General features: G+C 59.0%; 19 protein-coding genes and 1 pseudogene. 14 read left to right on the plus strand and 6 right to left on the minus strand.

Annotated elements, in window-relative coordinates:
• The first annotated feature begins 2 nt into the window (after positions 1 to 2).
• From AC5SEO_RS00520 to AC5SEO_RS00550, 7 genes and pseudogenes are all read left to right on the plus strand, one after another.
• Positions 3 to 1,469 (plus strand): aldehyde dehydrogenase, encoded by a 1,467-nt coding sequence (locus AC5SEO_RS00520; RefSeq protein ID WP_026330722.1) that lies wholly within the window; start codon positions 3 to 5, stop codon positions 1,467 to 1,469.
• A 4-nt stretch (positions 1,470 to 1,473) separates the two neighbouring features.
• The gene (locus AC5SEO_RS00525; protein ID WP_112285912.1) at positions 1,474 to 1,788 is read left to right on the plus strand and encodes an NIPSNAP family protein; all 315 of its coding nucleotides are present in this window, start codon (positions 1,474 to 1,476) and stop codon (positions 1,786 to 1,788) included.
• 56 nt (positions 1,789 to 1,844) lie between these two features.
• Positions 1,845 to 2,855: an ABC transporter substrate-binding protein gene (locus tag AC5SEO_RS00530; protein WP_174068923.1), complete on the plus strand. Its 1,011-nt coding sequence runs from the start codon at positions 1,845 to 1,847 to the stop codon at positions 2,853 to 2,855.
• Between the two features lie 109 nt (positions 2,856 to 2,964).
• Positions 2,965 to 3,792, plus strand: coding sequence for an ABC transporter permease (locus AC5SEO_RS00535; RefSeq protein ID WP_370647636.1), 828 nt, complete (start codon positions 2,965 to 2,967; stop codon positions 3,790 to 3,792).
• Between the two features lies 1 nt (position 3,793).
• The gene (locus AC5SEO_RS00540) at positions 3,794 to 4,594 is read left to right on the plus strand and encodes an ABC transporter permease (protein WP_013761889.1); all 801 of its coding nucleotides are present in this window, start codon (positions 3,794 to 3,796) and stop codon (positions 4,592 to 4,594) included.
• Entirely contained in the window at positions 4,591 to 5,673 is a 1,083-nt protein-coding gene (locus AC5SEO_RS00545) for an ABC transporter ATP-binding protein (protein WP_019564948.1), read from the plus strand. The genes AC5SEO_RS00540 and AC5SEO_RS00545 overlap by 4 nt, the downstream gene beginning before the upstream one ends.
• A 48-nt stretch (positions 5,674 to 5,721) precedes the next feature.
• Positions 5,722 to 5,837, plus strand: a pseudogene (locus AC5SEO_RS00550) (aldehyde dehydrogenase family protein); the annotation flags it as partial.
• Between the two features lie 38 nt (positions 5,838 to 5,875).
• Here AC5SEO_RS00550 and AC5SEO_RS00555 read toward each other — a convergent pair.
• The 3 genes from AC5SEO_RS00555 to AC5SEO_RS00565 form a co-directional block, all read right to left on the minus strand.
• A complete protein-coding gene (locus AC5SEO_RS00555; protein WP_003511488.1) occupies positions 5,876 to 6,505 on the minus strand; it encodes a LysE family translocator in 630 nt (209 codons plus the stop codon).
• On the minus strand, positions 6,505 to 6,960 hold the full coding sequence (locus tag AC5SEO_RS00560) for an Lrp/AsnC family transcriptional regulator (protein WP_013761886.1): 456 nt from the start codon (positions 6,958 to 6,960) through the stop codon (positions 6,505 to 6,507). Before AC5SEO_RS00560 ends, AC5SEO_RS00555 begins: the two co-directional genes overlap by 1 nt.
• A 147-nt stretch (positions 6,961 to 7,107) precedes the next feature.
• Positions 7,108 to 8,010: a LysR substrate-binding domain-containing protein gene (locus AC5SEO_RS00565; protein WP_111801023.1), complete on the minus strand. Its 903-nt coding sequence runs from the start codon at positions 8,008 to 8,010 to the stop codon at positions 7,108 to 7,110.
• A 107-nt stretch (positions 8,011 to 8,117) separates the two neighbouring features.
• Here AC5SEO_RS00565 and AC5SEO_RS00570 point away from each other — a divergent pair, with 107 nt between their 5' ends.
• From AC5SEO_RS00570 to AC5SEO_RS00580, 3 genes are read left to right on the plus strand one after another with little or no spacing between them, the layout of a single operon-like run.
• Positions 8,118 to 8,519, plus strand: coding sequence for a tautomerase family protein (locus AC5SEO_RS00570; protein WP_019564945.1), 402 nt, complete (start codon positions 8,118 to 8,120; stop codon positions 8,517 to 8,519).
• Entirely contained in the window at positions 8,516 to 8,950 is a 435-nt protein-coding gene (locus AC5SEO_RS00575) for a cupin domain-containing protein (protein WP_111801025.1), read from the plus strand. Before AC5SEO_RS00570 ends, AC5SEO_RS00575 begins: the two co-directional genes overlap by 4 nt.
• Positions 8,947 to 9,522 carry a DUF4865 family protein gene (locus AC5SEO_RS00580; RefSeq protein ID WP_174068921.1) on the plus strand — a complete coding sequence of 192 codons (576 nt, stop codon included), beginning with the start codon at positions 8,947 to 8,949 and terminating at the stop codon, positions 9,520 to 9,522. The genes AC5SEO_RS00575 and AC5SEO_RS00580 overlap by 4 nt, the downstream gene beginning before the upstream one ends.
• Before the next feature lie 47 nt (positions 9,523 to 9,569).
• On the opposite strand, the gene AC5SEO_RS00585 is transcribed toward AC5SEO_RS00580, so the two are convergent.
• On the minus strand, positions 9,570 to 10,601 hold the full coding sequence (locus AC5SEO_RS00585; protein ID WP_112285909.1) for a fatty acid desaturase: 1,032 nt from the start codon (positions 10,599 to 10,601) through the stop codon (positions 9,570 to 9,572).
• Positions 10,602 to 11,171: 570 nt separating this feature from the next.
• Complete coding sequence (locus AC5SEO_RS00590; RefSeq protein WP_019564940.1) at positions 11,172 to 11,786, minus strand: TetR/AcrR family transcriptional regulator; 615 nt, start codon at positions 11,784 to 11,786, stop codon at positions 11,172 to 11,174.
• A 306-nt stretch (positions 11,787 to 12,092) separates the two neighbouring features.
• Here AC5SEO_RS00590 and AC5SEO_RS00595 point away from each other — a divergent pair, with 306 nt between their 5' ends.
• The 4 genes from AC5SEO_RS00595 to AC5SEO_RS00610 all read left to right on the plus strand — a co-directional run bounded on the left by AC5SEO_RS00595 (position 12,093) and on the right by AC5SEO_RS00610 (position 18,256).
• On the plus strand, positions 12,093 to 13,169 hold the full coding sequence (locus AC5SEO_RS00595; protein WP_025595357.1) for an efflux RND transporter periplasmic adaptor subunit: 1,077 nt from the start codon (positions 12,093 to 12,095) through the stop codon (positions 13,167 to 13,169).
• On the plus strand, positions 13,169 to 14,254 hold the full coding sequence (locus AC5SEO_RS00600; protein ID WP_174068920.1) for an efflux RND transporter periplasmic adaptor subunit: 1,086 nt from the start codon (positions 13,169 to 13,171) through the stop codon (positions 14,252 to 14,254). Before AC5SEO_RS00595 ends, AC5SEO_RS00600 begins: the two co-directional genes overlap by 1 nt.
• The gene (locus tag AC5SEO_RS00605) at positions 14,251 to 17,322 is read left to right on the plus strand and encodes an efflux RND transporter permease subunit (protein ID WP_025595358.1); all 3,072 of its coding nucleotides are present in this window, start codon (positions 14,251 to 14,253) and stop codon (positions 17,320 to 17,322) included. The genes AC5SEO_RS00600 and AC5SEO_RS00605 overlap by 4 nt, the downstream gene beginning before the upstream one ends.
• Before the next feature lie 217 nt (positions 17,323 to 17,539).
• Complete coding sequence (locus AC5SEO_RS00610; protein WP_174068919.1) at positions 17,540 to 18,256, plus strand: FadR/GntR family transcriptional regulator; 717 nt, start codon at positions 17,540 to 17,542, stop codon at positions 18,254 to 18,256.
• Here the strand turns inward: AC5SEO_RS00610 and AC5SEO_RS00615 are convergent.
• Positions 18,225 to 19,637 (minus strand): aspartate ammonia-lyase, encoded by a 1,413-nt coding sequence (locus AC5SEO_RS00615; RefSeq protein WP_029658855.1) that lies wholly within the window; start codon positions 19,635 to 19,637, stop codon positions 18,225 to 18,227. The two genes, AC5SEO_RS00610 and AC5SEO_RS00615, sit on opposite strands and share 32 nt — an antisense overlap.
• Positions 19,638 to 19,826: the final 189 nt, after the last annotated feature.

Below are 19,826 nucleotides of genomic sequence, written 5' to 3' on the forward strand. Positions count from 1 at the left end.
TGATGCGCCGTTTCCAATGTTACATCGACGGGCGCTTCGAGGATGGTGAGGCGAGCTTTTCGAGCCTCGACCCGGCAACCGGTGAACCTTGGGCAGAAATGCCGGAAAGCCGCGAAGCGGATATTAGCCGCGCCGTAGAGGCCGCGCATCGGGCGCTTTATGACGATGCCGCCTGGTCGAAACTGACGGCGACGCAACGCGGCAAGCTGCTCTATCGGCTTGCCGATCTGGTTGCCGAAAATGCAAAGACGCTTGCCGAGCTCGAAACCCGTGACACCGGTAAGATCATCCGCGAGACCTCGGCGCAGATTGCCTATGTCGCGGACTATTATCGCTATTATGCGGGCTTGGCTGACAAAATCGAGGGCGCTTACCTGCCGATCGACAAACCGGACATGGATGTCTGGCTGCGGCGCGAACCCGTGGGTGTGGTGGCCGCGATCGTCCCGTGGAACAGCCAGCTTTTTCTGGCAGCCGTTAAAATCGGCCCGGCGCTCGCTGCCGGCTGCACAATCGTCATCAAGGCCTCGGAAGACGGACCGGCGCCGCTTCTGGAGTTCGCCCGGCTGGTGCAGGAGGCTGGTTTTCCTGCCGGCGTCGTCAATATAGTCACTGGTTTCGGTGCGTCCTGCGGCACGGCACTCACCACGCACCCGAAGGTGGCCCATATCGCCTTTACCGGCGGGCCGGAAACGGCGCGTCACATCGTTCGCAACTCGGCCGAAAATCTTGCCTCCACGTCGCTCGAACTCGGCGGCAAATCGCCAATCCTCGTCTTTGCCGACGCCGATCTCGAAAGCGCCGCCAATGCGCAGGTCGCGGGAATTTTCGCGGCGACCGGTCAGAGCTGTGTTGCCGGATCACGGCTGATCGTCGAGAGAAGCGTGAAGGATCGCTTCCTCGGGATTTTGAAGGCGAAGGCTGAGGCGATCCGCGTCGGCTCGCCGCTGGACATGGCAACGGAAGTGGGGCCGCTCGCGACCGAGCGGCAGCGCAAGCATATTGTCTCTCTGGTCTCTGCTTCCGAAAAAGCCGGTGCGAAGGTGGTGACGGGCGGTGTGGCGGTGGATGGCGCTGGTTATTTCTACCCGCCGACCATTCTCGATTGTGACGGCATTCGTTCGCCGTCCATGGAAAGGGAGTTCTTCGGCCCGGTTCTTTCGGTTGTTTCCTTCGAAACCGAGGCGGAAGCGATCGCTTTGGCCAATGACACGGTCTATGGCCTCGCCTCGGGCGTCTTCACGCAGAACCTGACGCGCGCCCATCGGCTGATGAAGGCGATCCGCGCCGGTGTGGTTTGGGTGAACACCTATCGCGCCGTCTCACCGATTGCGCCTTTCGGCGGTTTCGGTCTTTCCGGTGATGGTCGCGAAGGCGGGCTTGCGGCAGCGCTCGATTACACGCGCACGAAGACCATATGGCTTAGAACCTCCGATGACCCGATCCCCGATCCATTCGTGATGCGGTGACGCGATGTTTTACGAAATCCGCACCTACCGGCTGAAGAACGGCGCCATTCCGGCCTACCTTGGGGTTGTCGAGGAGGAAGGCATCGAAATCCAGAAAAGCCATCTGGGCGAGCTGGTGGGTTACTTCTTTTCCGAGATCGGGCCGATCAATGAAATTGTCCACATCTGGGCCTTTTCCAGCCTGGATGACCGCGAGGAGCGGCGCGCAAAGCTGATGGCCGATCCGCGCTGGTTATCCTTCCTGCCGAAAATCCGCGACCTCATTGAAGTCGCCGAAAACAAGATCATGAAGCCGGCGCCTTTTTCACCGCTGAAGTGAATCTGCCGGCCGCGAAGTGCATGCCAACAACAAGCTCTAAAACGGAGTAAGGGAACATGAGATCGAAACTGGTATTGATGACATGCGCAGCAATTTTCGCCCTGGGCGCATCCGCACAGGCGAATGATCTGGTTTTTTCCAGCTGGGGAGGAACCACGCAGGACGCGCAGAAGGCGGCCTGGGCCGAAAAATTCATGGTGGCGACCGGCATCAACGTGCTTCAGGATGGCCCGACGGACTATGGCAAGCTGAAAGCCATGGTCGAGGCGAACGGCGTAACATGGGATGTGGTCGACGTGGAGGGCGACTACGCCGCGCAGGCCGGGCCGAAGGGCCTGCTGGAGAAGCTTGATTTCGCCGTCATCGACAAAACGAAGCTCGACCCTCGTTTCGTCACTGACTACTCCGTCGGAAGCTTCTATTATTCCTTCGTCATCGGCTGCAATGTTGATGCTGTAGCCGCCTGCCCCAAGAGCTGGGCCGACCTTTTCCATACGGCAAAGTTCCCCGGCAAGCGCACCTTTTACAAATGGTCCGCACCGGGTGTGATCGAAGCAGCCCTGCTGGCCGATGGTGTTGCCGCCGACAAGCTATACCCGCTTGATCTCGATCGCGCCTTCAAGAAGCTGGACACGATCAAATCCGATATCATCTGGTGGTCTGGCGGTGCGCAATCGCAGCAGTTGATCGCTTCTGCGGAGGCGCCCTTCGGCAGCGTCTGGAACGGCCGCATGACAGCGCTTGAGAAAAGCGGTGTGAAGGTGGAGACCTCCTGGGAGCAGAACATCACGGCAGCGGATTCCCTCGTGGTTCCCAAGGGAACGAAGAACAAGGACGCGGCGATGAAGTTCATCGCTCTTGCGACCTCCGCGCAGGCGCAGGCGGATATGGCGTCTGCCACGGGTTATGCCCCGGTCAATGTCGAATCCGCAAAGCTGATGGATCCGGAAACGGCAAAGTCCCTGCCCGACCAGCAGACAGCGAGCCAGGTCAATGCCGACATGAACTACTGGGCGCAACATCGTGACGAGATCGGTGAGCGCTGGTACGCCTGGCAGGCCAAGTAAGGCAACGGCGCGGGCAGCCAAAAGCGCCCGCGCAAATTTTCACCTCCGGGGAGGTTTGGGCATGGTCTCGCTTACCGATGAAACAGAAAGCCCGAAGACGAAGGTGCGGATGCCCTTCCGGCCCGGCAATTTTGCCGCCACCCTGCCGGCATTCGTTCTGCTTGCCCTGTTCTTCGTCGTGCCGGTTATCATCCTGCTGTCGCGCAGCGTTACCGAGCCTGTCCTGGGCTTTGGCAATTACGCCGCATTGCTGGGCAGCTCCACCTACCTGAAGATTTTCTTCAATACATTCGCGGTCTCGGCGCTGGTCACGCTCGTAACGCTGGTCATCGGTTTTCCTGTCGCGTGGGCGCTTGCCATCATGCCGTCGCGGCTTGCCTCCGTCGTTTTCGCAATTTTGCTTCTGTCCATGTGGACCAACCTTCTGGCACGCACCTATGCCTGGATGGTGCTGTTGCAGCGGACGGGTGTCGTCAACAAGACGCTGATGGGCCTTGGCATCATCGACAAGCCGCTTGCACTGGTCAACAACCTGACCGGCGTCACGATCGGCATGACCTATATCATGCTGCCATTCATCATCATTCCGCTCTATGGCGTCATCCGCAAGATTGATCCGGCCATTCTCCAGGCGGCGGCGCTGTGCGGGGCAACCCGCTTTCAGGCGCTGACCCGCGTTCTCATTCCACTTGCCGCTCCGGGTATGATCTCCGGCGCGCTGATGGTGTTCGTCATGTCGCTTGGCTATTTCGTCACCCCGGCGCTGCTGGGCGGCACGGCGAACATGATGCTGGCCGAGCTTATCGCGCAATTCGTGCAGTCTCTCGTCAACTGGGGCATGGGCGGCGCAGCGGCGCTGGTGCTTCTGGTGGTGACGCTGACGCTTTACGCAATCCAGCTGAAATTCTTCGGCGCGGCCGGGGCAGGGGGGCGCTGACATGCTTTTGAACTACAACAGCCTTGGCGCATGGAAGTGGCTGCTCCTTTTCATCACCGTGCTGACAGCGGCATTCCTTATCCTGCCGATTGTCTTCATCGCCGCTTTGTCCTTCGGCTCGTCGCAATGGCTGATCTTTCCGCCGCCCGGCTGGACGCTGAAATGGTATGCGGATTTCTTTGCCGATCCGAGGTGGCTGGATGCTGCCTGGACAAGCCTGCGTATCGCCGTGATGGTCACAGTCCTGTCGGTGCTGATCGGCCTCGTGGCCTCCTTCGGCCTGGTGCGGGGGCGTTTCATCGGGCGCGAGGGTCTGCGGGCTTTGTTCATGACGCCGATGATCCTGCCTGTCGTGGTGCTGGCGGTGGCGCTTTATGCTTTTTTCCTGAAGCTCGGCCTTGCGGGCACCACCACGGGCTTTGTCATTGCCCATCTTGTCGTGGCGCTGCCTTTCTCCATTCTGGCGTTGACCAGCGCGCTCGAGGGTTTCGACAAATCGATCGAAGACGCTGCAGTGCTATGCGGCGCGAGCCCGCTGCAGGCCAAAATCCGCATCACCTTGCCGGCCATCAGCCACGGCCTGTTCTCAGCCGCGATCTTTTCCTTCCTCACTTCCTGGGATGAGGTGGTGCTGGCGATCTTCATGGCAAGTCCAACGTTGCAGACGCTGCCGGTAAAAATCTGGGCGACGCTGCGGCAGGATCTGACGCCGGTGATCGCCGCTGCATCGACGCTTCTCATCGCGGTGACCATCATTCTCATGCTGCTTGTCGCAGCTGTGCGAAAAGGATTGAAAACATGACCAAACCGCTCCTGCAAATTCGCGGCATCGCCAAGCAATACGGACCGGTCGTCGCCGTTCAGGACGTCAATCTCGAGGTGCAGCCGGGCGAGTTCATGACGTTTCTCGGACCATCCGGTTCGGGCAAGAGCACGACGCTCTACATTCTGGCCGGTTTCGAACAGCCGACGGCGGGCGACATCCTGCTGAACGGCGAAAGCCTGCTCTCCACGCCGTCGCACAAGCGCAATATCGGCATGGTCTTCCAGCGTTACACGCTGTTTCCGCATCTGTCTGTTGGCGAGAATATCGCCTTTCCGCTGAAAGTGCGTCGAAAGAGTAAGGCGGAAATCGATGCGAAGGTGAAGGAGATGCTGAGGCTCGTTCGTCTCGAAGGTTTCGAGGACAGAAAGCCCGCGCAGATGTCGGGCGGCCAGCAGCAGCGCGTGGCCTTGGCAAGGGCGCTCGCTTATGATCCGCCGGTTCTTCTGATGGACGAGCCGCTCTCGGCGCTCGACAAGAAGCTCAGGGAAGAGATCCAGTTCGAAATCCGTCGCATCCACCAGCAGACGGAAGTAACGATCCTTTACGTCACCCATGATCAGGAGGAGGCCTTGCGTCTCTCCGACCGGATCGCGGTGTTTTCAAAAGGCGTGATTGACCAGATCGGTACGGGGCCGGAGCTTTACGCTCATCCCACCACCCGCTTCGTGGCCGAATTCATCGGTGACAGCGACTTCATCGCCTGCGATCTCCTCGCCGCCTCGGGCGGCAAGGCGACGGTTTCGCTCGGGCAGAATATCGTCTTTGACCAAATTCCGGTTCATGGCGAAGCTGCGCCGGGAAAAAAGGCGGCGCTGATGCTGCGTCCGGAGCGTTTACAGCTCAGCCGCAACAGGCCCGGCTCTTACGCCGGTTTTCAGGCCACCGTCAGCGATATCACCTTCCTTGGCAACAACGTCCATGTCGTCGCCCATACAGGTTCGGGAGAGCCCTTTGCCGTGCGCCTGCCATTTGGCCATGAGGCAATTTCGGGCCTCAACCGTGGTGATCTCGTGCATCTGGCCTTCGATCCCGCGTCGGCGCAGGTTTTCTGTTGAGGGTCGGAAATATGCATCTTAATGATCCCACGCTCTTCGGCGAGCACGGGAGAACATCTCTACCGGCAATGCGCGCCGACCAACTGGGACTGGAACTTGGCGGCAATGCGCCCTTCATCGTCGACGACGCCGATCTCGATGCGGCCGTGGAGGGAGCGCCGATTTTCCCAGAAGTTGGAGCCGCAGACAAAACCGTTGCATTTCAATGAGCCATCATGCCCCAGGCAAGTGAACCTAGGGCAAAAAGCCCGAATAAGACAAGGATCACTCCGGACAGGCGGGAAACCCAGCGGGCAAAGGTGGTGGGAAGGCGCTGCCGGGCAAATGCAACGCCGCCGCTCAACATGAACCACCACAATAAAGAGCCTAGAAAAACGCCCGCGACCACAAAAAACGCGCTCGTCGCTCCCGATGCGTCAGCAAGGCCGAGACCCGCGAAAATTGCTGCAAAGGACAGTATCGTCATGGGGTTGGTGATCGTCAGGAAAAAGGTCGCGGTGATGGTGCCGAGCAGATCGCGCGCTCCAACCTTGGCCGCTTCTGCCAGAGGTTTGGGCCTCAGGCTTTTCCAGCCGAGCCACAGCATGAAAAGGCCGCCGACGATTTTGAGCGGCGTATCGATTGTCGCAAGGGTCGCCGCGAAAGCGGAAAAGCCGAGCGCTGCGAGGCTGGCATACACGGCATCCGCCAGAGCAGTCCCAAGGCCACCTGCCACTCCCGCCCAGAACCCGCGCTCAAGGGTCCGGTTGATGCAGAGGGCGCCGATGGGGCCGAGCGGGGCTGCGACCGCAAGGCCCAGCACAATGCTTTTCAAAACGAGCATCAGTTCCATCAGTCCACGCTTTCCTTCGGCATAAATGGTCCCGGCACGACAGAAGACAGGGCGATGATCGTTTCGGTACGGGCAAGGAACCCGTTCTGTTTCATTGTCGCCAGAAAGGTTTCGATCTCCGCCAGCGACCCGACGTGAACTTTGACGAGGTAGGACCACTGCCCGGTCACATGGTGACATTCCGCGATAGCGGACTGCGACGCCGCATAGACACGAAACGCGGCCTCGTCCGCATCCGGCGCCAACGCGATCCACACGAAGGCGATCACGGGCAAATCGAATGCGGATGGATCGGCATCAACGGTGATGCGACGGATCGCCCCGCTGGCCGTCAGGCGTCGGATGCGCTCGTTCACGGCCGAAGCGGAAAGCTCCACGACATTTCCGATATCGGCCAGAGAGCGGCGGGCGTCTTCTGCAAGAAGACTGATGATTTTGCGGTCTGTTGAATCCATTTCCGCAGATAATCATGTTTATTATGATAATGAAAGATATTATGCGGAATTTTAGTGAATCGAGCGCAGGCCTTGAGCCGGGGCCAAGATTCCCCCGCAGCTTCGCCGTACCTATAATCTTGGCGGAAGCTTATGCTGTTTCAGCGATTACGGTCGCACTATCCATGCTTCCGGCAGCGATTCCTGCAAGGCTTGGCGGATGATCGTGGCAAGATGGGCGCTGATTGGATTTTCGTCTTTTCCGGAGCGAAGAAGGCTGAGCCCCAGCGACGGGAGTTGCGGCAAACCGTTGGTGAGTGGATCGAGCACCCGAACTGCAGGCGGCCGGCCGAACGGTGTGCGAAGTGCGATGCCAAGGCCTGCGGCTGTCGCAGCCCACAACCCGCCGAGGCTCGGGCTGACGAATGCAATGCGCCAGGCGATACGCTGTTGATCAAGGTGGTTGCAGGCAATGCTACGTAAAAGGCACGGCGCTTCCAAAACTGCAAGTGGCAGCGGCTCTTTCCCGCCGGTCTGCCAGACAGTTTCTGTTTCCTCGGCGCCCAGCCAGCACAGTGGCATGGATGCAACCGTTTCAGCTGGCGAAGCCGTGTCGTCGTTCCAGGCCAAGGCGAGGTCAAGATGGCCGGACTCGACCTTCTCCCGCAATTCGCTATTGCGAGCGATGCGCCCTTCGATCCGAACCCGTGGATGGGCGCGTGCGAAACGGCCCAGCACCTGCGGCAACACGGTTTCTCCGAAATCCTCCTGAATCCCGAGGCGGATCCAGCCTTCGAGTTCCGGCCCGCGAACGGCGCTGATCGCCTCGTCATTCAGGCTCAATAAGCGGCGGGCATAGGACAGCAGCACTTCGCCGCTCTCGGTCAGCGCCAGCCCGCGACCGGATTTGCGCACCAGAGCGGTTTCGGCCTGGTCCTCCAGCTTCTTGAGTTGTGCGCTGACCGCAGAGGTCGAACGCCCCAGTCTGTCTGCGGCCTGCGCGAACGACCCGGTCTCGATGCCAATCACGAAACTGCGGAGCGCGTCCAGATCCAGATGGGTAAGGCGCAAGTTAAATGTCCCTAAAATCAGGACGTAATGTCCTGAATAATTTGATTTTCAGGATGATGATGTCGTTTCATAGTGTGGCTGTCAATCCTCTTGAACGGAGCGCATTCATGCCTTTCACCCGAATATCTCTGCTTGCGGGCAAATCCACCGACTATCTCAAGGCGGTTTCCGACAGTCTCGACCGCGCGCTTGTCGACTGCTTTGACGTTCCGGAAAACGACCGCTTCGCTGCAATCCACCAGCACCAACCGGGCGAACTGATCTTCGACCGAACATATCGCGGCGGCCCTCGGTCGGATGATTTCATTTTCTTTCATATCACCACGGGTAAGACGCGATCGCCGGAAACCAAAGCGCGCTTCTATGCGAGGCTCGTCGAAAACCTGGCGGTGTCGCCCGGTGTGAGGCCAGAGGATGTGATGGTCGCCATCGTCAACTCGACGTTTGATGACTGGTCCTTTGCATCAGGCGTTTCAGCAGGCACACCAGCGGATGGGAGTGGCCGATGACCGATTTTTTCGAGATGCAACCGGCCTGTCCATCTACCATGAGCGTGCGTCGAGCCGGTGACGGAATAGTTGCGGCACCTGAGGGTATCTCCAGCGGATCCTTCCTCGTCCAGATGCTGTTATCGAGCCGGATCGATGGCGAGATGACGGCAATGCGCGCTTTTGTGCCGCCGGGGGTCGTGACCCATTGGCACAGTCATCCGCGCGGCCAGCTTCTCTTCGTGCTGGATGGCATCGGTCTCGTCCAACGCAACGGTGACGATCCGCGTGAAGTCCGTGCCGGAGATGCGGTGTGGTTTGCGCCCGGCGAAGCCCATTGGCATGGCGCCGCGCCGTCCTGTCCCTTCAGCTATCTCAGCGTCCAGCCGGTCAGGAGTGGAACTGCCGTCCACTGGATGGAACCTGTCAAAAAAGAGGAGAGCACGTCATGATCGCCATGCAATACAGCTTCACGCTGCCTGCCGGCTACGACATGGCGATCATAGACCGGCGCATAAGGGAGAAGGGGCCGCTGCTCGATGGCTTTCCACGCCTGCGTTTCAAGGCCTATCTTTCGGCGAGAAAGCAGGATGCCGGCTTCACCAGTGCTGAAAACCTCTACGCGCCGTTCTATCTTTGGGACGAGCCAGAAGGGATAGACAGCTTCCTGTCCGGTCCAGGTTTTGCGGTTCTGACACGGGACTTCGGCTGGCCGTCGGTGCAGACATGGCTGGTCTGGCACGCCGACCACGTACCTGATCTTACAGCCTCGCGATATGCCACACGGGAGGTCCGGTCCATAGCGCCACATTCTGATCTGGCCAAGCTGCGCGATACGGCGACCGCGGACGCGCGTTCAGCAATCAGGGCCGGCGTGCTCGCGGCCATAGCCGCATTCGATCCAACAAAATGGCTGCTGCTACAATTCAATCTCTGGCCGACAGTGCCGGCCGTTACTGAAACAATGCAAACCTACACTATTGGCCACGTCTCATTGGGGTCGGTTCCGCATTTAGCGGAATGATAACTCACGCACCGGCTCAAGGGGCATTGCGTCGTTCCAGCTCTCATCTATCGCGGTTGCTTTTTTGCCTCACGTAGCGAAATCAGCCGTTTTGTGGATTCGTCCCACAGAATGAGCTTTACGCAGCCCAGGCTGTCGCGAAGGCTGATGCGACCAAGTTTCGCAAGCTCCGGGTAGTCGTGCAGAATCTCTGGCAACCTGTAAAAAGGTACCTTGCTCGACAAATGGTGGACATGGTGCATGCCGATATTGCCGGTGATCCAACGCAGCGGACCCGGCAGATCGTAATACGAGGCGCCATGCATCGCCGCATGGGGAAAAGTCCATTCCGGAGGCTTGGACCAGTGGGTTTCTTCAAACTGGTGCTGGACATAAAACAGCCAGACACCTGCTGACCCGGCAAGCAGCACTATTGGCAGATGAACCAACAGAAAAGGCACGAGCCCTATCGCCCAGATAAGAAGAATGGCCAATACGGCCACACCGGCATTTGTTGCCATTGTCGAAATCCAGGGCAACGCTCCAGACCGCATCATGCCAAACGGTAGCCTTTGTTTGAACAGAAACAGGAAAGCAGGACCGATGCCGAACATCACCAGCGGATGCCTGTACAAGCGATAACCGAGTTTTCCGCGCGGGGAGAGCGCACGATATTCGGTCACGGTCAGAGTTGTAATGTCGCCAACCCCTCGCTCATCGAGATTGCCGGCTGACGCATGGTGTTCCGCATGCGCGCGGCGCCAATAGTCGTACGGCGTCAGCGTCAGGATACCGATTGCGCGACCCGTCCAGTCATCCCAGCGACGGCGCCCGAAAAAAGAGCCGTGTCCGCAATCGTGTTGCAGTATGAAGAGCCTCAACAGGAATCCGGCTGCGGGGATCACCAGAAGCAGGCCAAGCCAGTAACCAAAATGAATCGATACCGACGCTGCTGCCCAAAGGAATACGAAGGGAACAAGCGTCACAGCAAGTTCGTACAAGCTGCGGCCGGTCCGGGGTTTGCGATAATTCGAAAGTATTTTAAGCAGGGCCTTTTCACTCGCGCCGCCAGGTAATTGGGCTGTTAACGTCGCGGTCATGGTTGATAGCAATCCTTCTGGTCACCTGCATTTCGAAAAAAGTGTTCACCGCGCTGGCGGTCGTTTTCTGGAATAGCCCGATCTCGAGCCAACACGCGTTGCCGCGGCGGTTCCGTGCTCTGCTCGGCGCGGGCATTCACTGTTTTGTTCATAAATGTCCGAGCTGTAGGCTCGCTCCTGAAATCTGAAACGGTTTATTAAGTCGATCTGCTCGGCGAGGATCTCGCACAACTCTGAGCGGCTGGAACCTGTTCTGTCTAACTGTACCGGCGCTGTTTGCACAGAGGGGCAGGGTGACCTCAAATTGATTGAAGGGTACTAGAATTTAATCGGCACTTGCATTCTCGCGCAGGAGCACAGCTCGACTCGGCAACTAAAATCGCTGAAAAGTTGGAGTGGTGAGCGGGTCTCGGCAACAGGATGGCAATTACTCGTTCAAATACGAGCAATATGCTCGAGGCAACAGACCCTTACCGCAGCATTGTGGCTGTATCGCGCCCGACATGTAAGGTTTCTTACGATGTATCAGATCGCAGCATCAGGGGTCGTCGACGGGCAGGAGAATGCCGCTTATGCCAGCAGCCCGCGCATGATCAGTTCGAGATGAATCTTCAGAACGACCTGCTTGTCCAGACTGCGCCGATCGTCGAAAATCAACCGGAAAACCAATGTTCCGACTATGGGTGACATGACGACCTTGGCCAGTTCCGTGGGGTTGGCTCTAAACCTTTTTTTCGCCACGCCCTCTTCGAGGATCGTATTGATCCGCTCGAATACCGGCGCCATCACCACGTCATGGTGCTGGTCGATGAGATCGGGGAATTTTGCTCCTTCCGCAACGATGAAGCGAAACAGTTCCCGCATCTTTCTATTGTCGACGAGGGCGTCGAACAGGAATTCAAGAAGCATCCGAAGCTCCTCGACGGGATCATCCGACGTGCGTGCATAAGCCTTGAATGCCTCCTGAAAAGGTGCCGAGGCATGCCTGATCATCGCCTCGAAAAGAGCCTCCTTGGTTTCGAAATAGACGTAGACCGTGCCTTTCGTCACTCCCACCCGCTCGGCAATGTCCTCCACCCGCGTGGCCGTAAATCCTCTCTTGGTGAATTCCTCGAATGCGGCGTCGAGAATTTCCAACGGACGTTGTATCTTCTGTTCTGCGCGTGTCAGTTTTGCTTTTGCCATAACCCCGGATCCCTACGTATTCTTTCGGCACTTGCCTTTTTACCCGTCGCAATCGGCGGAAATGACAGGTGGTTTGCCTATAGCACCGGCGTAAAAACCGGAATCGATTTTTACAAGACGTGGTGCGTGGTTCAATATGTCAGCACATCCCCCGATGCGTCCGCGAGGACGCGCCGGGCAATTCGGAATGATCATTCGGGGAGCCAGGTTTGACGTCCGGACGGTTCCCGATCGGCGACACAAGAATTTCATTGACTATTCAGTCAGTCAAATATTATAGGGTGAGGCGAAGATCAAGAGGTCACCATGAAAAGCATTCTTTTAGCAATGGCGGTCGGCGGCATTTTCGCCCTGTCGTCCTGCAGCAACGAAGAGCCGCCTGCTGAAAAGCCGTTGCGTGTCGTCGATGTGGTTGCGGCAGCGAAAAAGCCCGTCGGCCGTGGCAGCGTCATCACCGGCGAAGTAAGGGCACGGGTCCAGACGGACCTTTCCTTTCGGGTGAGCGGCAAGATCACCGAGCGGCTGGTGGATGTGGGTACCCCGGTAAAGGCCGGGCAATTGCTTGCTCGCATCGACCCGGAAGAGCAAAAGGCGGATATCGACGTTGCGGTGGCCAACCTGCAATCTGCCGAAGCGCAGATGACGCAGGCGCAGTTGGCATTCGATCGCCAGCAAAGTCTTTTCAAGACGCAGGTGACTTCGCGCTCCGCGGTCGACAAGGCGCAGGAAACCCTGCTCACCACACAAGGCGCCGTCAGATCGGCGCAGGCCCAGCTGGATACGGCGCGCGATGCGCTTTCCTACACCGAACTCAGGGCCGATGCGGATGGTGTGATCACCGCGCGCAATGTCGAAGTCGGCCAGGTGGCGCAGGCCGCTCAGCTCGTTTTCACGCTGGCGCATGACGGGCCGCGCGATGCGGTATTTGATGTCTACGAATCCCTGTTCCTCGAGCGCGATATCGACAATCTCGTCAATGTCAGCCTCCTGTCGGATCCCGCCCGCGCTGTCGAGGGACCAGTGCGGGAGATTTCCCCGACGATCGATCCCGACAATGGGACGATCCGGGTCAAGGTTGGCCTGAACGGCGATATGACCATGCCGCTCGGAGCACCGGTATCGGGTCATTTCCGCTTCAAGCAGGTGGAGGCGATTGAGCTTCCCTGGTCGGCAATGGCATCGCAGAACGGCCTTCCCGCCGTCTGGGTGGTCGATGCGCAGTCCTCGGAAATCGCCATGCGCCGGGTTGAGGTCTCCGACTATGAGACGGGTCAATTCGTCGTGGCGGAAGGACTTCTTCCCGGCGATCTCGTCGTGACCAGCGGGACCAAATTTCTCCGCACCGGTGAAAAGGTCGCCTATGAAAAGGGGCAGGCACAATAATGTTCAGGATAAACAGAAGCTTGTTTTTGCTGCTTCCGGCGATTGCGGTCTCGTCCTGCCAGGAAAAGCAGGCAGCGCCCGCTGAGGCGCCGCGCCCGGTGCTCTCCGTTGTCGTAGGGGAGACGCGCGCCGATGCGCTGCGGCTGACCGGCACGGTGGAATCGAGAATTCAGACCGATCTCGGCTTTCGTGTTCTCGGCCGGATCATTGCCCGCAATGTCGATGTGGCCGATCTGGTCAAGAAAGGCGATGTGGTGGCCTCGATCGATCCGCTCGCGCTGGAACTTTCGGTAAAGAGCGCCCAATCCGATCTATCCAACGCCGAAGCGCAACTGGCCAATGCGGTGACGACCGAGCAGCGTCAGCGCGTGCTGGCCGAGGCCCGCAGCGGCACGGAAGCAGCACTTGAAGAGGCCGAGCAGGCCACGCGAACGGCCAATGCCGCCGTCGCCAAAGCCCGTGCAAATCTTGATAAGGCCGAGGAGCAACTGGGCTATACGCAGCTACACGCGGAATTTGACGGCGTGGTGACTGCGACATCCGGTGAAATTGGCCAGGTCGTCTCTGCCGGACAGACGGTCGTGACCATTGCCCGCCCGGAAGTGCGGGATGTTGTGGTCGATGTTCCGCAATTTGCGGCGCAGCGACTTGATATCGGATCGACCTTCGATATCGCCCTGCAACTGGACCCAAAGATACGCACCACCGGCGTGGTGCGTGAGATTGCCCCAGAAGCCGAAACCGCAACACGCACGCGCCGCACGAAAATCAGCCTTCAGGATGCGCCGCCGACATTCCGGCTCGGCTCGGTCGTCACGGCCTCAGCAATTGCCGCCTCCGAATCGCAGATCATGCTCCCCTCGTCGGCCCTGCTGAAAACCGAAGACGGTTGGAGTGTCTGGATCGTCAATACCGATACGGCCACGGTCACCTCGCGCCCGGTCAAAATAGAGGGCGAGCCCGCTGAAGGCGGCAGTGTGCGCATCACCGGCGGCGTCAAGCCCGGCGAACGTGTCGCCAGTGCCGGCGTTCACAAGCTTAAGGATGGTCAAGCCATCAGGATCGATCAGGAGGTCCATCAGTGAAGAAATTCAATCTTTCCGACTGGGCGCTCGAGCACCGTTCGCTCGTCTGGTACTTCATGCTGGTCTTCGTTCTTGCCGGTGTTTTCTCCTATCTCAACCTCGGACGTGAGGAAGATCCGAATTTCACCATCAAGACAATGGTGATTAGCGCGCAATGGCCCGGCGCTTCCGCGGAGGAAGTGGCCAGGCAGGTGACCGACAGGATCGAGAAGAAGCTCGAGGAACTCGACAATCTCGACTATCTGCGCAGCCAGACAGTCGCTGGCAAGACGACGATTTTCGTGGAACTCGTGCCGGAAACCAAAGCCAAGAATGTCGAACCCACCTGGGTGCGCGTGCGCAACATGATCGGCGACATCAAGGGCGACTTCCCCTCGGGCGTTGTCGGCCCGTTCTTCAACGACCGTTTCGGCGATGTTTATGGCAATATCTACGCCTTCACCAGCGACGGTCTCAGCCAGCGGCAATTGCGCGATCTGGTGGAGGACGCGCGTGCCAAGGTTCTGACTGTCGACAATATCGGCAAGGTTGATGTCATCGGCGCGCAAGACGAGGCGATCTATCTGGAGTTTTCCACGCGGCAGATCGCAGCGCTGGGCATCGATCAGCAATCGATTATCAAGACGCTGCAAGCCCAGAATGCTGTCACCCAGTCCGGCTTCGTCAATGCCGGGCCGGAACGTGTTGCGCTGCGTGTCAGCGGCCAGTTCACCTCGGAAGACAGCCTTCGCGCCATCAATCTGCGCGTCAACAACCGGTTCTTCCCGCTGACGGAAGTGGCGACGATCCGGCGCGGTTATGTCGATCCGCCGTCTTCGCTGTTCCGCTTTAACGGGCAACCGGCCATCGGTCTTGCCATAGGCATGAAAACCGGTGCGAACCTCGTGCATTTCGGCGAGGAGCTGGATGCACAGATGAAGCGTATCGTGGCGGACCTGCCTGTTGGCGTCGATGTGCATCGCGTGTCCGATCAGCCGGCCGTGGTCGATGAGGCGGTCTCCGGCTTCACTTCGGCGCTGTTCGAGGCAATTGCAATCGTTCTCGTCATCAGCTTCATCAGCCTCGGATTGCGGGCGGGCATGGTGGTTGCGGTCTCCATACCGCTCGTGCTGGCGATCACCTTTGTCTACATGGAATATACCGGCATTTCGCTGCAACGCATCTCTCTCGGCGCGCTTATCATCGCGCTTGGGCTTCTCGTCGACGATGCTATGATTGCTGTCGAGATGATGGTCGCACGCCTCGAGGTCGGCGACGATCTCAGAAAAGCGGCGACCTATGTTTATACTTCGACCGCATTCCCGATGCTGACCGGTACGCTGGTCACCGTTGCCGGTTTCATTCCCGTCGGCCTCAACAACAGCGCGGCGGGTGAGTTCACATTCACCCTGTTCGTGGTGATCGCCGTTTCGCTGATCGTGTCGTGGATTGTCGCGGTTGTGTTCACGCCACTGCTTGGCGTGGCGATGTTGCCCAAGGCGATGAAATCGCACCATGAGAAGAAGGGCCGTTTTGCCTCTGGCTTTTCCTGGCTTCTATCCCGGGCGCTGCGCTTTCGCTGGGTAACGATCATCCTCACGGTTGCGTTGTTTGCCCTTTCCGTTGGTGGCATGAGCCTCGTGCAGCAGCAGTTCTTCCCGGCCTCCGACCGTGTGGAACTGATCGTAGACTGGAACCTGCCACAAAACAGCTCGATTGCCGAAACCAACCGGCAGATGGCACAGTTCGAGAAGGAAGCGCTGGCGAAAAACCCCGACATCGACCACTGGACGACCTATGTCGGTGAAGGCGCACCACGTTTTATCCTCTCCTTTGACGTGCAGACGCCTGATGTCACCTTCGGCCAGACAATCATCGTCACCAAGGGGCTTGATGTGCGCGACAAGGTGCGCGCTGAGTTGCAGGACTATCTGAACCGGACGTTTACCGGCACCGACGCCTTCGTGAAATTGCTCGACATCGGCCCTCCGGTCGGAAAGCCGGTGCAATATCGCTTGAGCGGTCCGGATATCCAGCATGTCCGCGAACTCGGCCAGCAGCTGGCGGGCATCGTCGGCGAACATCGGCTGCTGTCCAACATGGTCATGGACTGGAATGAGCCGACGCGGGTGGTCAAGGTCGACGTTTTGCAGGACAAGGCCCGCCAACTGGGCGTGTCTTCGGAAGACATCGCCAATGCCATGAACAGCATTGTCGAGGGTTCCACAGTGACGCAGGTCAGGGATGATATCTACCTCGTCAATGTGGTGGCGCGTGCGCAGCTGGCGGAGCGCGGCTCCATCGAAACATTGCAGAACCTGCAATTGCCAGCCACGAACGGCAAGGCCGTGCCGCTGTCGGCAATCGCCAATTTCCGCTACGAGCTGGAACAGCCGACCATCTGGCGTCGCGACAGAATTCCGACAGTCACGGTCAAGGCTGCCATCATCGGCCCGACGCAGCCGGCGACGATCGTGGAGCAGTTGAAGCCGAAACTCGAGGCTTTCGAAAAGTCGCTCCCCGTGGGGTACAAGGTGGAAATAGGTGGCTCGGTGGAATCCAGCGCGGATTCGCAGGCGCCAATCGTAGCCGTGGTGCCTCTGATGCTGTTTGCGATGGCAACGATCCTTATGGTTCAGTTGCAGAGCTTCAGCCGGCTGTTTCTTGTCTTTGCCGTTGCCCCGACGGCGCTGATCGGCGTGGTGGCAGCGCTGCTGCTCTCCAACGCGCCGATGGGTTTCGTCGCCATTCTCGGCATATTGGCACTGATCGGTATTCTGATCCGAAACTCGGTCATTCTCGTCGTTCAGATCGAACATCTCAGAAGCGAGGGGGTCTCGGCCTGGCGCGCCGTCATCGAGGCGACCGAGCATCGCATGCGACCGATCATGCTGACGGCTGCGGCGGCAACACTTGCCCTCATCCCCATATCTCGGGAGATATTCTGGGGTCCGATGGCCTATGCCATGATGGGCGGCATCGTGGTTGGCACGGCGCTCACGCTGCTGTTCCTTCCGGCACTCTATGTCGCGTGGTTCCGCATTCCGCGCGAAGATGACAAGCAGGAAGCACAGGAAATCAAGACGTAATTTCCTGTGAGACAGCCACACCCTCGTGATCGCGAGGGTGTGGCGCCGGCAAAGCCACTATCCCGCTTAAATTCTGCAAATGTGCCCGCCATCGTTGTTCCTTCGGCGCAGATAGTGTTAGGAAGATCGGCTTAGCTGCGGGAGCGGCGCTGTCCTTCAATAGATAAGCGTTTGCTTCTGCGTCGTTGACAGACCAAGGGTGCCGGAGGGTTCAAGGATGGGCGAGTTGTCGGATTGGCTTGCGGACGCAAAGCCGATCAATCGCAAGAATGCCGCAGAAGTGGTGTTCGAAGATATCCGTTCGGCCATCACCTCTGGTCAGCTCGTGGTCGGAACCCGGCTGCCCTCCGAAGCCCATCTGGCGGAAAGATATGGTGTCAGCCGACCGATCGTGCGCGAGGCGTTGCGATCTCTCCAGACTCTGGGGTTGACGCAGACGCGCACGGGCAGCGGCACCTATGTAATGACCGCCACACCGCCTGCTGAATTGAGTTACGGAGCATATTCCGCCCGTGACCTGATCGAGGCACGCCCCTTCATCGAGGTGCCGGCGGCAGGTTGGGCGGCGCTGCGTCGCACTGATGCCCAACTAGAGACTCTGCTCGAACTCTGCGACAGGATGGAGGCTGAGGAAAGGCCGCATCCGTGGGTGCTGCTGGACGGGCAGTTTCATTGCGCCATTGCGGAAGCCTCGTCCAATGCACTGTTTGCCAAGGTTGTGGCCGATGCGCGCGAGGCTCTTTCCCAACAGTCCGAGATGGTCAACCTGATGGCTGGCCGGCGCGTTGCATCGAATTTGGAGCACCGCCGGATCGTCGAGGCGATCCGGCGGGGTTCAGCCCCCGATGCGCGCGAAGCGATGGAGCTTCACCTGGGTCAGGTGAAGCAGGTGGTAACGACCATTATTGGAGAAGATCGGGCTCGACACCCGTAAGCGCGGGTAGGTTGGCGAGGTGGCGGGGGCTCAGTGCCTGCTGAAGTTGCGCCTCCGTCAGATAGCCGCGCTCCAGCACCACCTGCGGGACGGTGCGGCCGCTGGCCAGCGCCTCCTTTGCGACGTCAGTTGCTGCATAGTATCCGATCAGCGGGTTAAGCGCGGTTGCGAGACCGATCGATTCCTCCACACGCTGTGCCATGATGGCGGGATTGGCGACGATGCCATCGACACAACGTGCCGCCAAAGTCCGGCAAGCGGCGCTTAGCTGGCTGATGCTCTGGGAAAGGGCACGCACCATGATCGGCTCGAAGGCGTTCAGCTGAAGCTGCCCGGCTTCGGCGGCCATTGTGATGGTGATGTCGTTGCCGATTACCGCATAAGCCACCTGATTGACCATTTCGGGAATGACCGGATTGATCTTGCCCGGCATGATGCTCGACCCTGCCTGAACGGAGGGCAGGGTGATTTCGCCGATGCCGGCGCGTGGGCCGGAAGAGAGCAGGCGAAGGTCGTTGCAGGTTTTTGACAGTTTGACGGCGACACGTTTCAACACGCCGGACAGATGCACAAATGCGCCGGGGTCCTGCGTCGCTTCGATCAGGTCGGCGGCCGTCACCAGCGGGCGTCCGGTCAAGCGCGCCAGATGCTGGCAGGCAAGCGCCGCATAACCGCGCGGTGCATTGAGCCCGGTGCCGATGGCGGTGGCGCCGAGATTGATCTCGTGCAGCAGGGCTGCGGATTCGATGAGGCGGGCCTGATCCTCGCCCAGCATCACCACGAAAGTGCGGAACTCCTGACCGAGCGTCATCGGCACGGCATCCTGCAATTGCGTCCGTCCCAGCTTGATGAAGCCGGAAAACTCCTGTGCCTTGCGATCGAACGCGTCTTTCAGCACACCCATCGAAGCCGCGAGATCGTCGATCGCTTCGATCATTCCTACATTGACCGCCGTCGGATAAGCGTCGTTGGTTGACTGGCTGAGATTGACGTGGTCGTTGGGGTGAAGGTGGGCATAATCGCCTTTCGCGAGGCCGAGCAGTTCAAGTGCCCGGTTGGCGATGACCTCGTTGGCGTTCATGTTGGTGGAAGTGCCAGCACCGCCCTGAATTTCATCCACGACGAACTGCTCGTGAAGCGCACCCTCACGAATTTCGCGGCAGGCCCTGACGATTGCTTCCATCCGCTCCTGGTCAAGCAAGCCAAGCTCGTGATTGGCGAGGGCGGCGGCCTCCTTCACATAGGCCAGTCCCCTGACGAGATAGGGGTTGTGGCCGATCGTTACGCCGGTGATCTGAAAGTTCTCCACCGCGCGCGCCGTGTGCACGCCCCAATAAACATCTGCCGGAATTTCCTTCGTTCCGAGCAAATCATGCTCCATGCGCGTCACGCCCACTTTTTCCTCCAATAGCTCAAAGCGTTACCTAAATCTGTAAAGCTGTCTTACAGATTTTTCGACCTTAATCCTTCGCCGTACGAAGGTCAATAATGCTTCGATCCCCTTGACGAACAGCATTCTCTGCAATTATGAGGGCAAAAATCTGTCATGCAGCTTTACAGCGATGCATGA

Source organism: Agrobacterium sp. K11, from assembly GCF_059429395.1.

What these genes read in the sequence shown, in the direction of transcription:
- AC5SEO_RS00580 (WP_174068921.1), top strand. Translation starts at nt 8,947, where the DNA reads ATGATCGCCATGCAATACAGCTTCACGCTGCCTGCCGGCTACGACATG.
- AC5SEO_RS00560 (WP_013761886.1), bottom strand. Translation starts at nt 6,960, where the DNA reads ATGGATTCAACAGACCGCAAAATCATCAGTCTTCTTGCAGAAGACGCC.
- AC5SEO_RS00585 (WP_112285909.1), bottom strand. Translation starts at nt 10,601, where the DNA reads ATGACCGCGACGTTAACAGCCCAATTACCTGGCGGCGCGAGTGAAAAG.
- AC5SEO_RS00570 (WP_019564945.1), top strand. Translation starts at nt 8,118, where the DNA reads ATGCCTTTCACCCGAATATCTCTGCTTGCGGGCAAATCCACCGACTAT.
- AC5SEO_RS00530 (WP_174068923.1), top strand. Translation starts at nt 1,845, where the DNA reads ATGAGATCGAAACTGGTATTGATGACATGCGCAGCAATTTTCGCCCTG.
- AC5SEO_RS00590 (WP_019564940.1), bottom strand. Translation starts at nt 11,786, where the DNA reads ATGGCAAAAGCAAAACTGACACGCGCAGAACAGAAGATACAACGTCCG.
- AC5SEO_RS00555 (WP_003511488.1), bottom strand. Translation starts at nt 6,505, where the DNA reads ATGGAACTGATGCTCGTTTTGAAAAGCATTGTGCTGGGCCTTGCGGTC.
- AC5SEO_RS00540 (WP_013761889.1), top strand. Translation starts at nt 3,794, where the DNA reads ATGCTTTTGAACTACAACAGCCTTGGCGCATGGAAGTGGCTGCTCCTT.
- AC5SEO_RS00525 (WP_112285912.1), top strand. Translation starts at nt 1,474, where the DNA reads ATGTTTTACGAAATCCGCACCTACCGGCTGAAGAACGGCGCCATTCCG.
- AC5SEO_RS00535 (WP_370647636.1), top strand. Translation starts at nt 2,965, where the DNA reads ATGCCCTTCCGGCCCGGCAATTTTGCCGCCACCCTGCCGGCATTCGTT.
- AC5SEO_RS00600 (WP_174068920.1), top strand. Translation starts at nt 13,169, where the DNA reads ATGTTCAGGATAAACAGAAGCTTGTTTTTGCTGCTTCCGGCGATTGCG.
- AC5SEO_RS00595 (WP_025595357.1), top strand. Translation starts at nt 12,093, where the DNA reads ATGAAAAGCATTCTTTTAGCAATGGCGGTCGGCGGCATTTTCGCCCTG.
- AC5SEO_RS00545 (WP_019564948.1), top strand. Translation starts at nt 4,591, where the DNA reads ATGACCAAACCGCTCCTGCAAATTCGCGGCATCGCCAAGCAATACGGA.
- AC5SEO_RS00575 (WP_111801025.1), top strand. Translation starts at nt 8,516, where the DNA reads ATGACCGATTTTTTCGAGATGCAACCGGCCTGTCCATCTACCATGAGC.
- AC5SEO_RS00610 (WP_174068919.1), top strand. Translation starts at nt 17,540, where the DNA reads ATGGGCGAGTTGTCGGATTGGCTTGCGGACGCAAAGCCGATCAATCGC.
- AC5SEO_RS00520 (WP_026330722.1), top strand. Translation starts at nt 3, where the DNA reads ATGCGCCGTTTCCAATGTTACATCGACGGGCGCTTCGAGGATGGTGAG.
- AC5SEO_RS00615 (WP_029658855.1), bottom strand. Translation starts at nt 19,637, where the DNA reads ATGGAGCATGATTTGCTCGGAACGAAGGAAATTCCGGCAGATGTTTAT.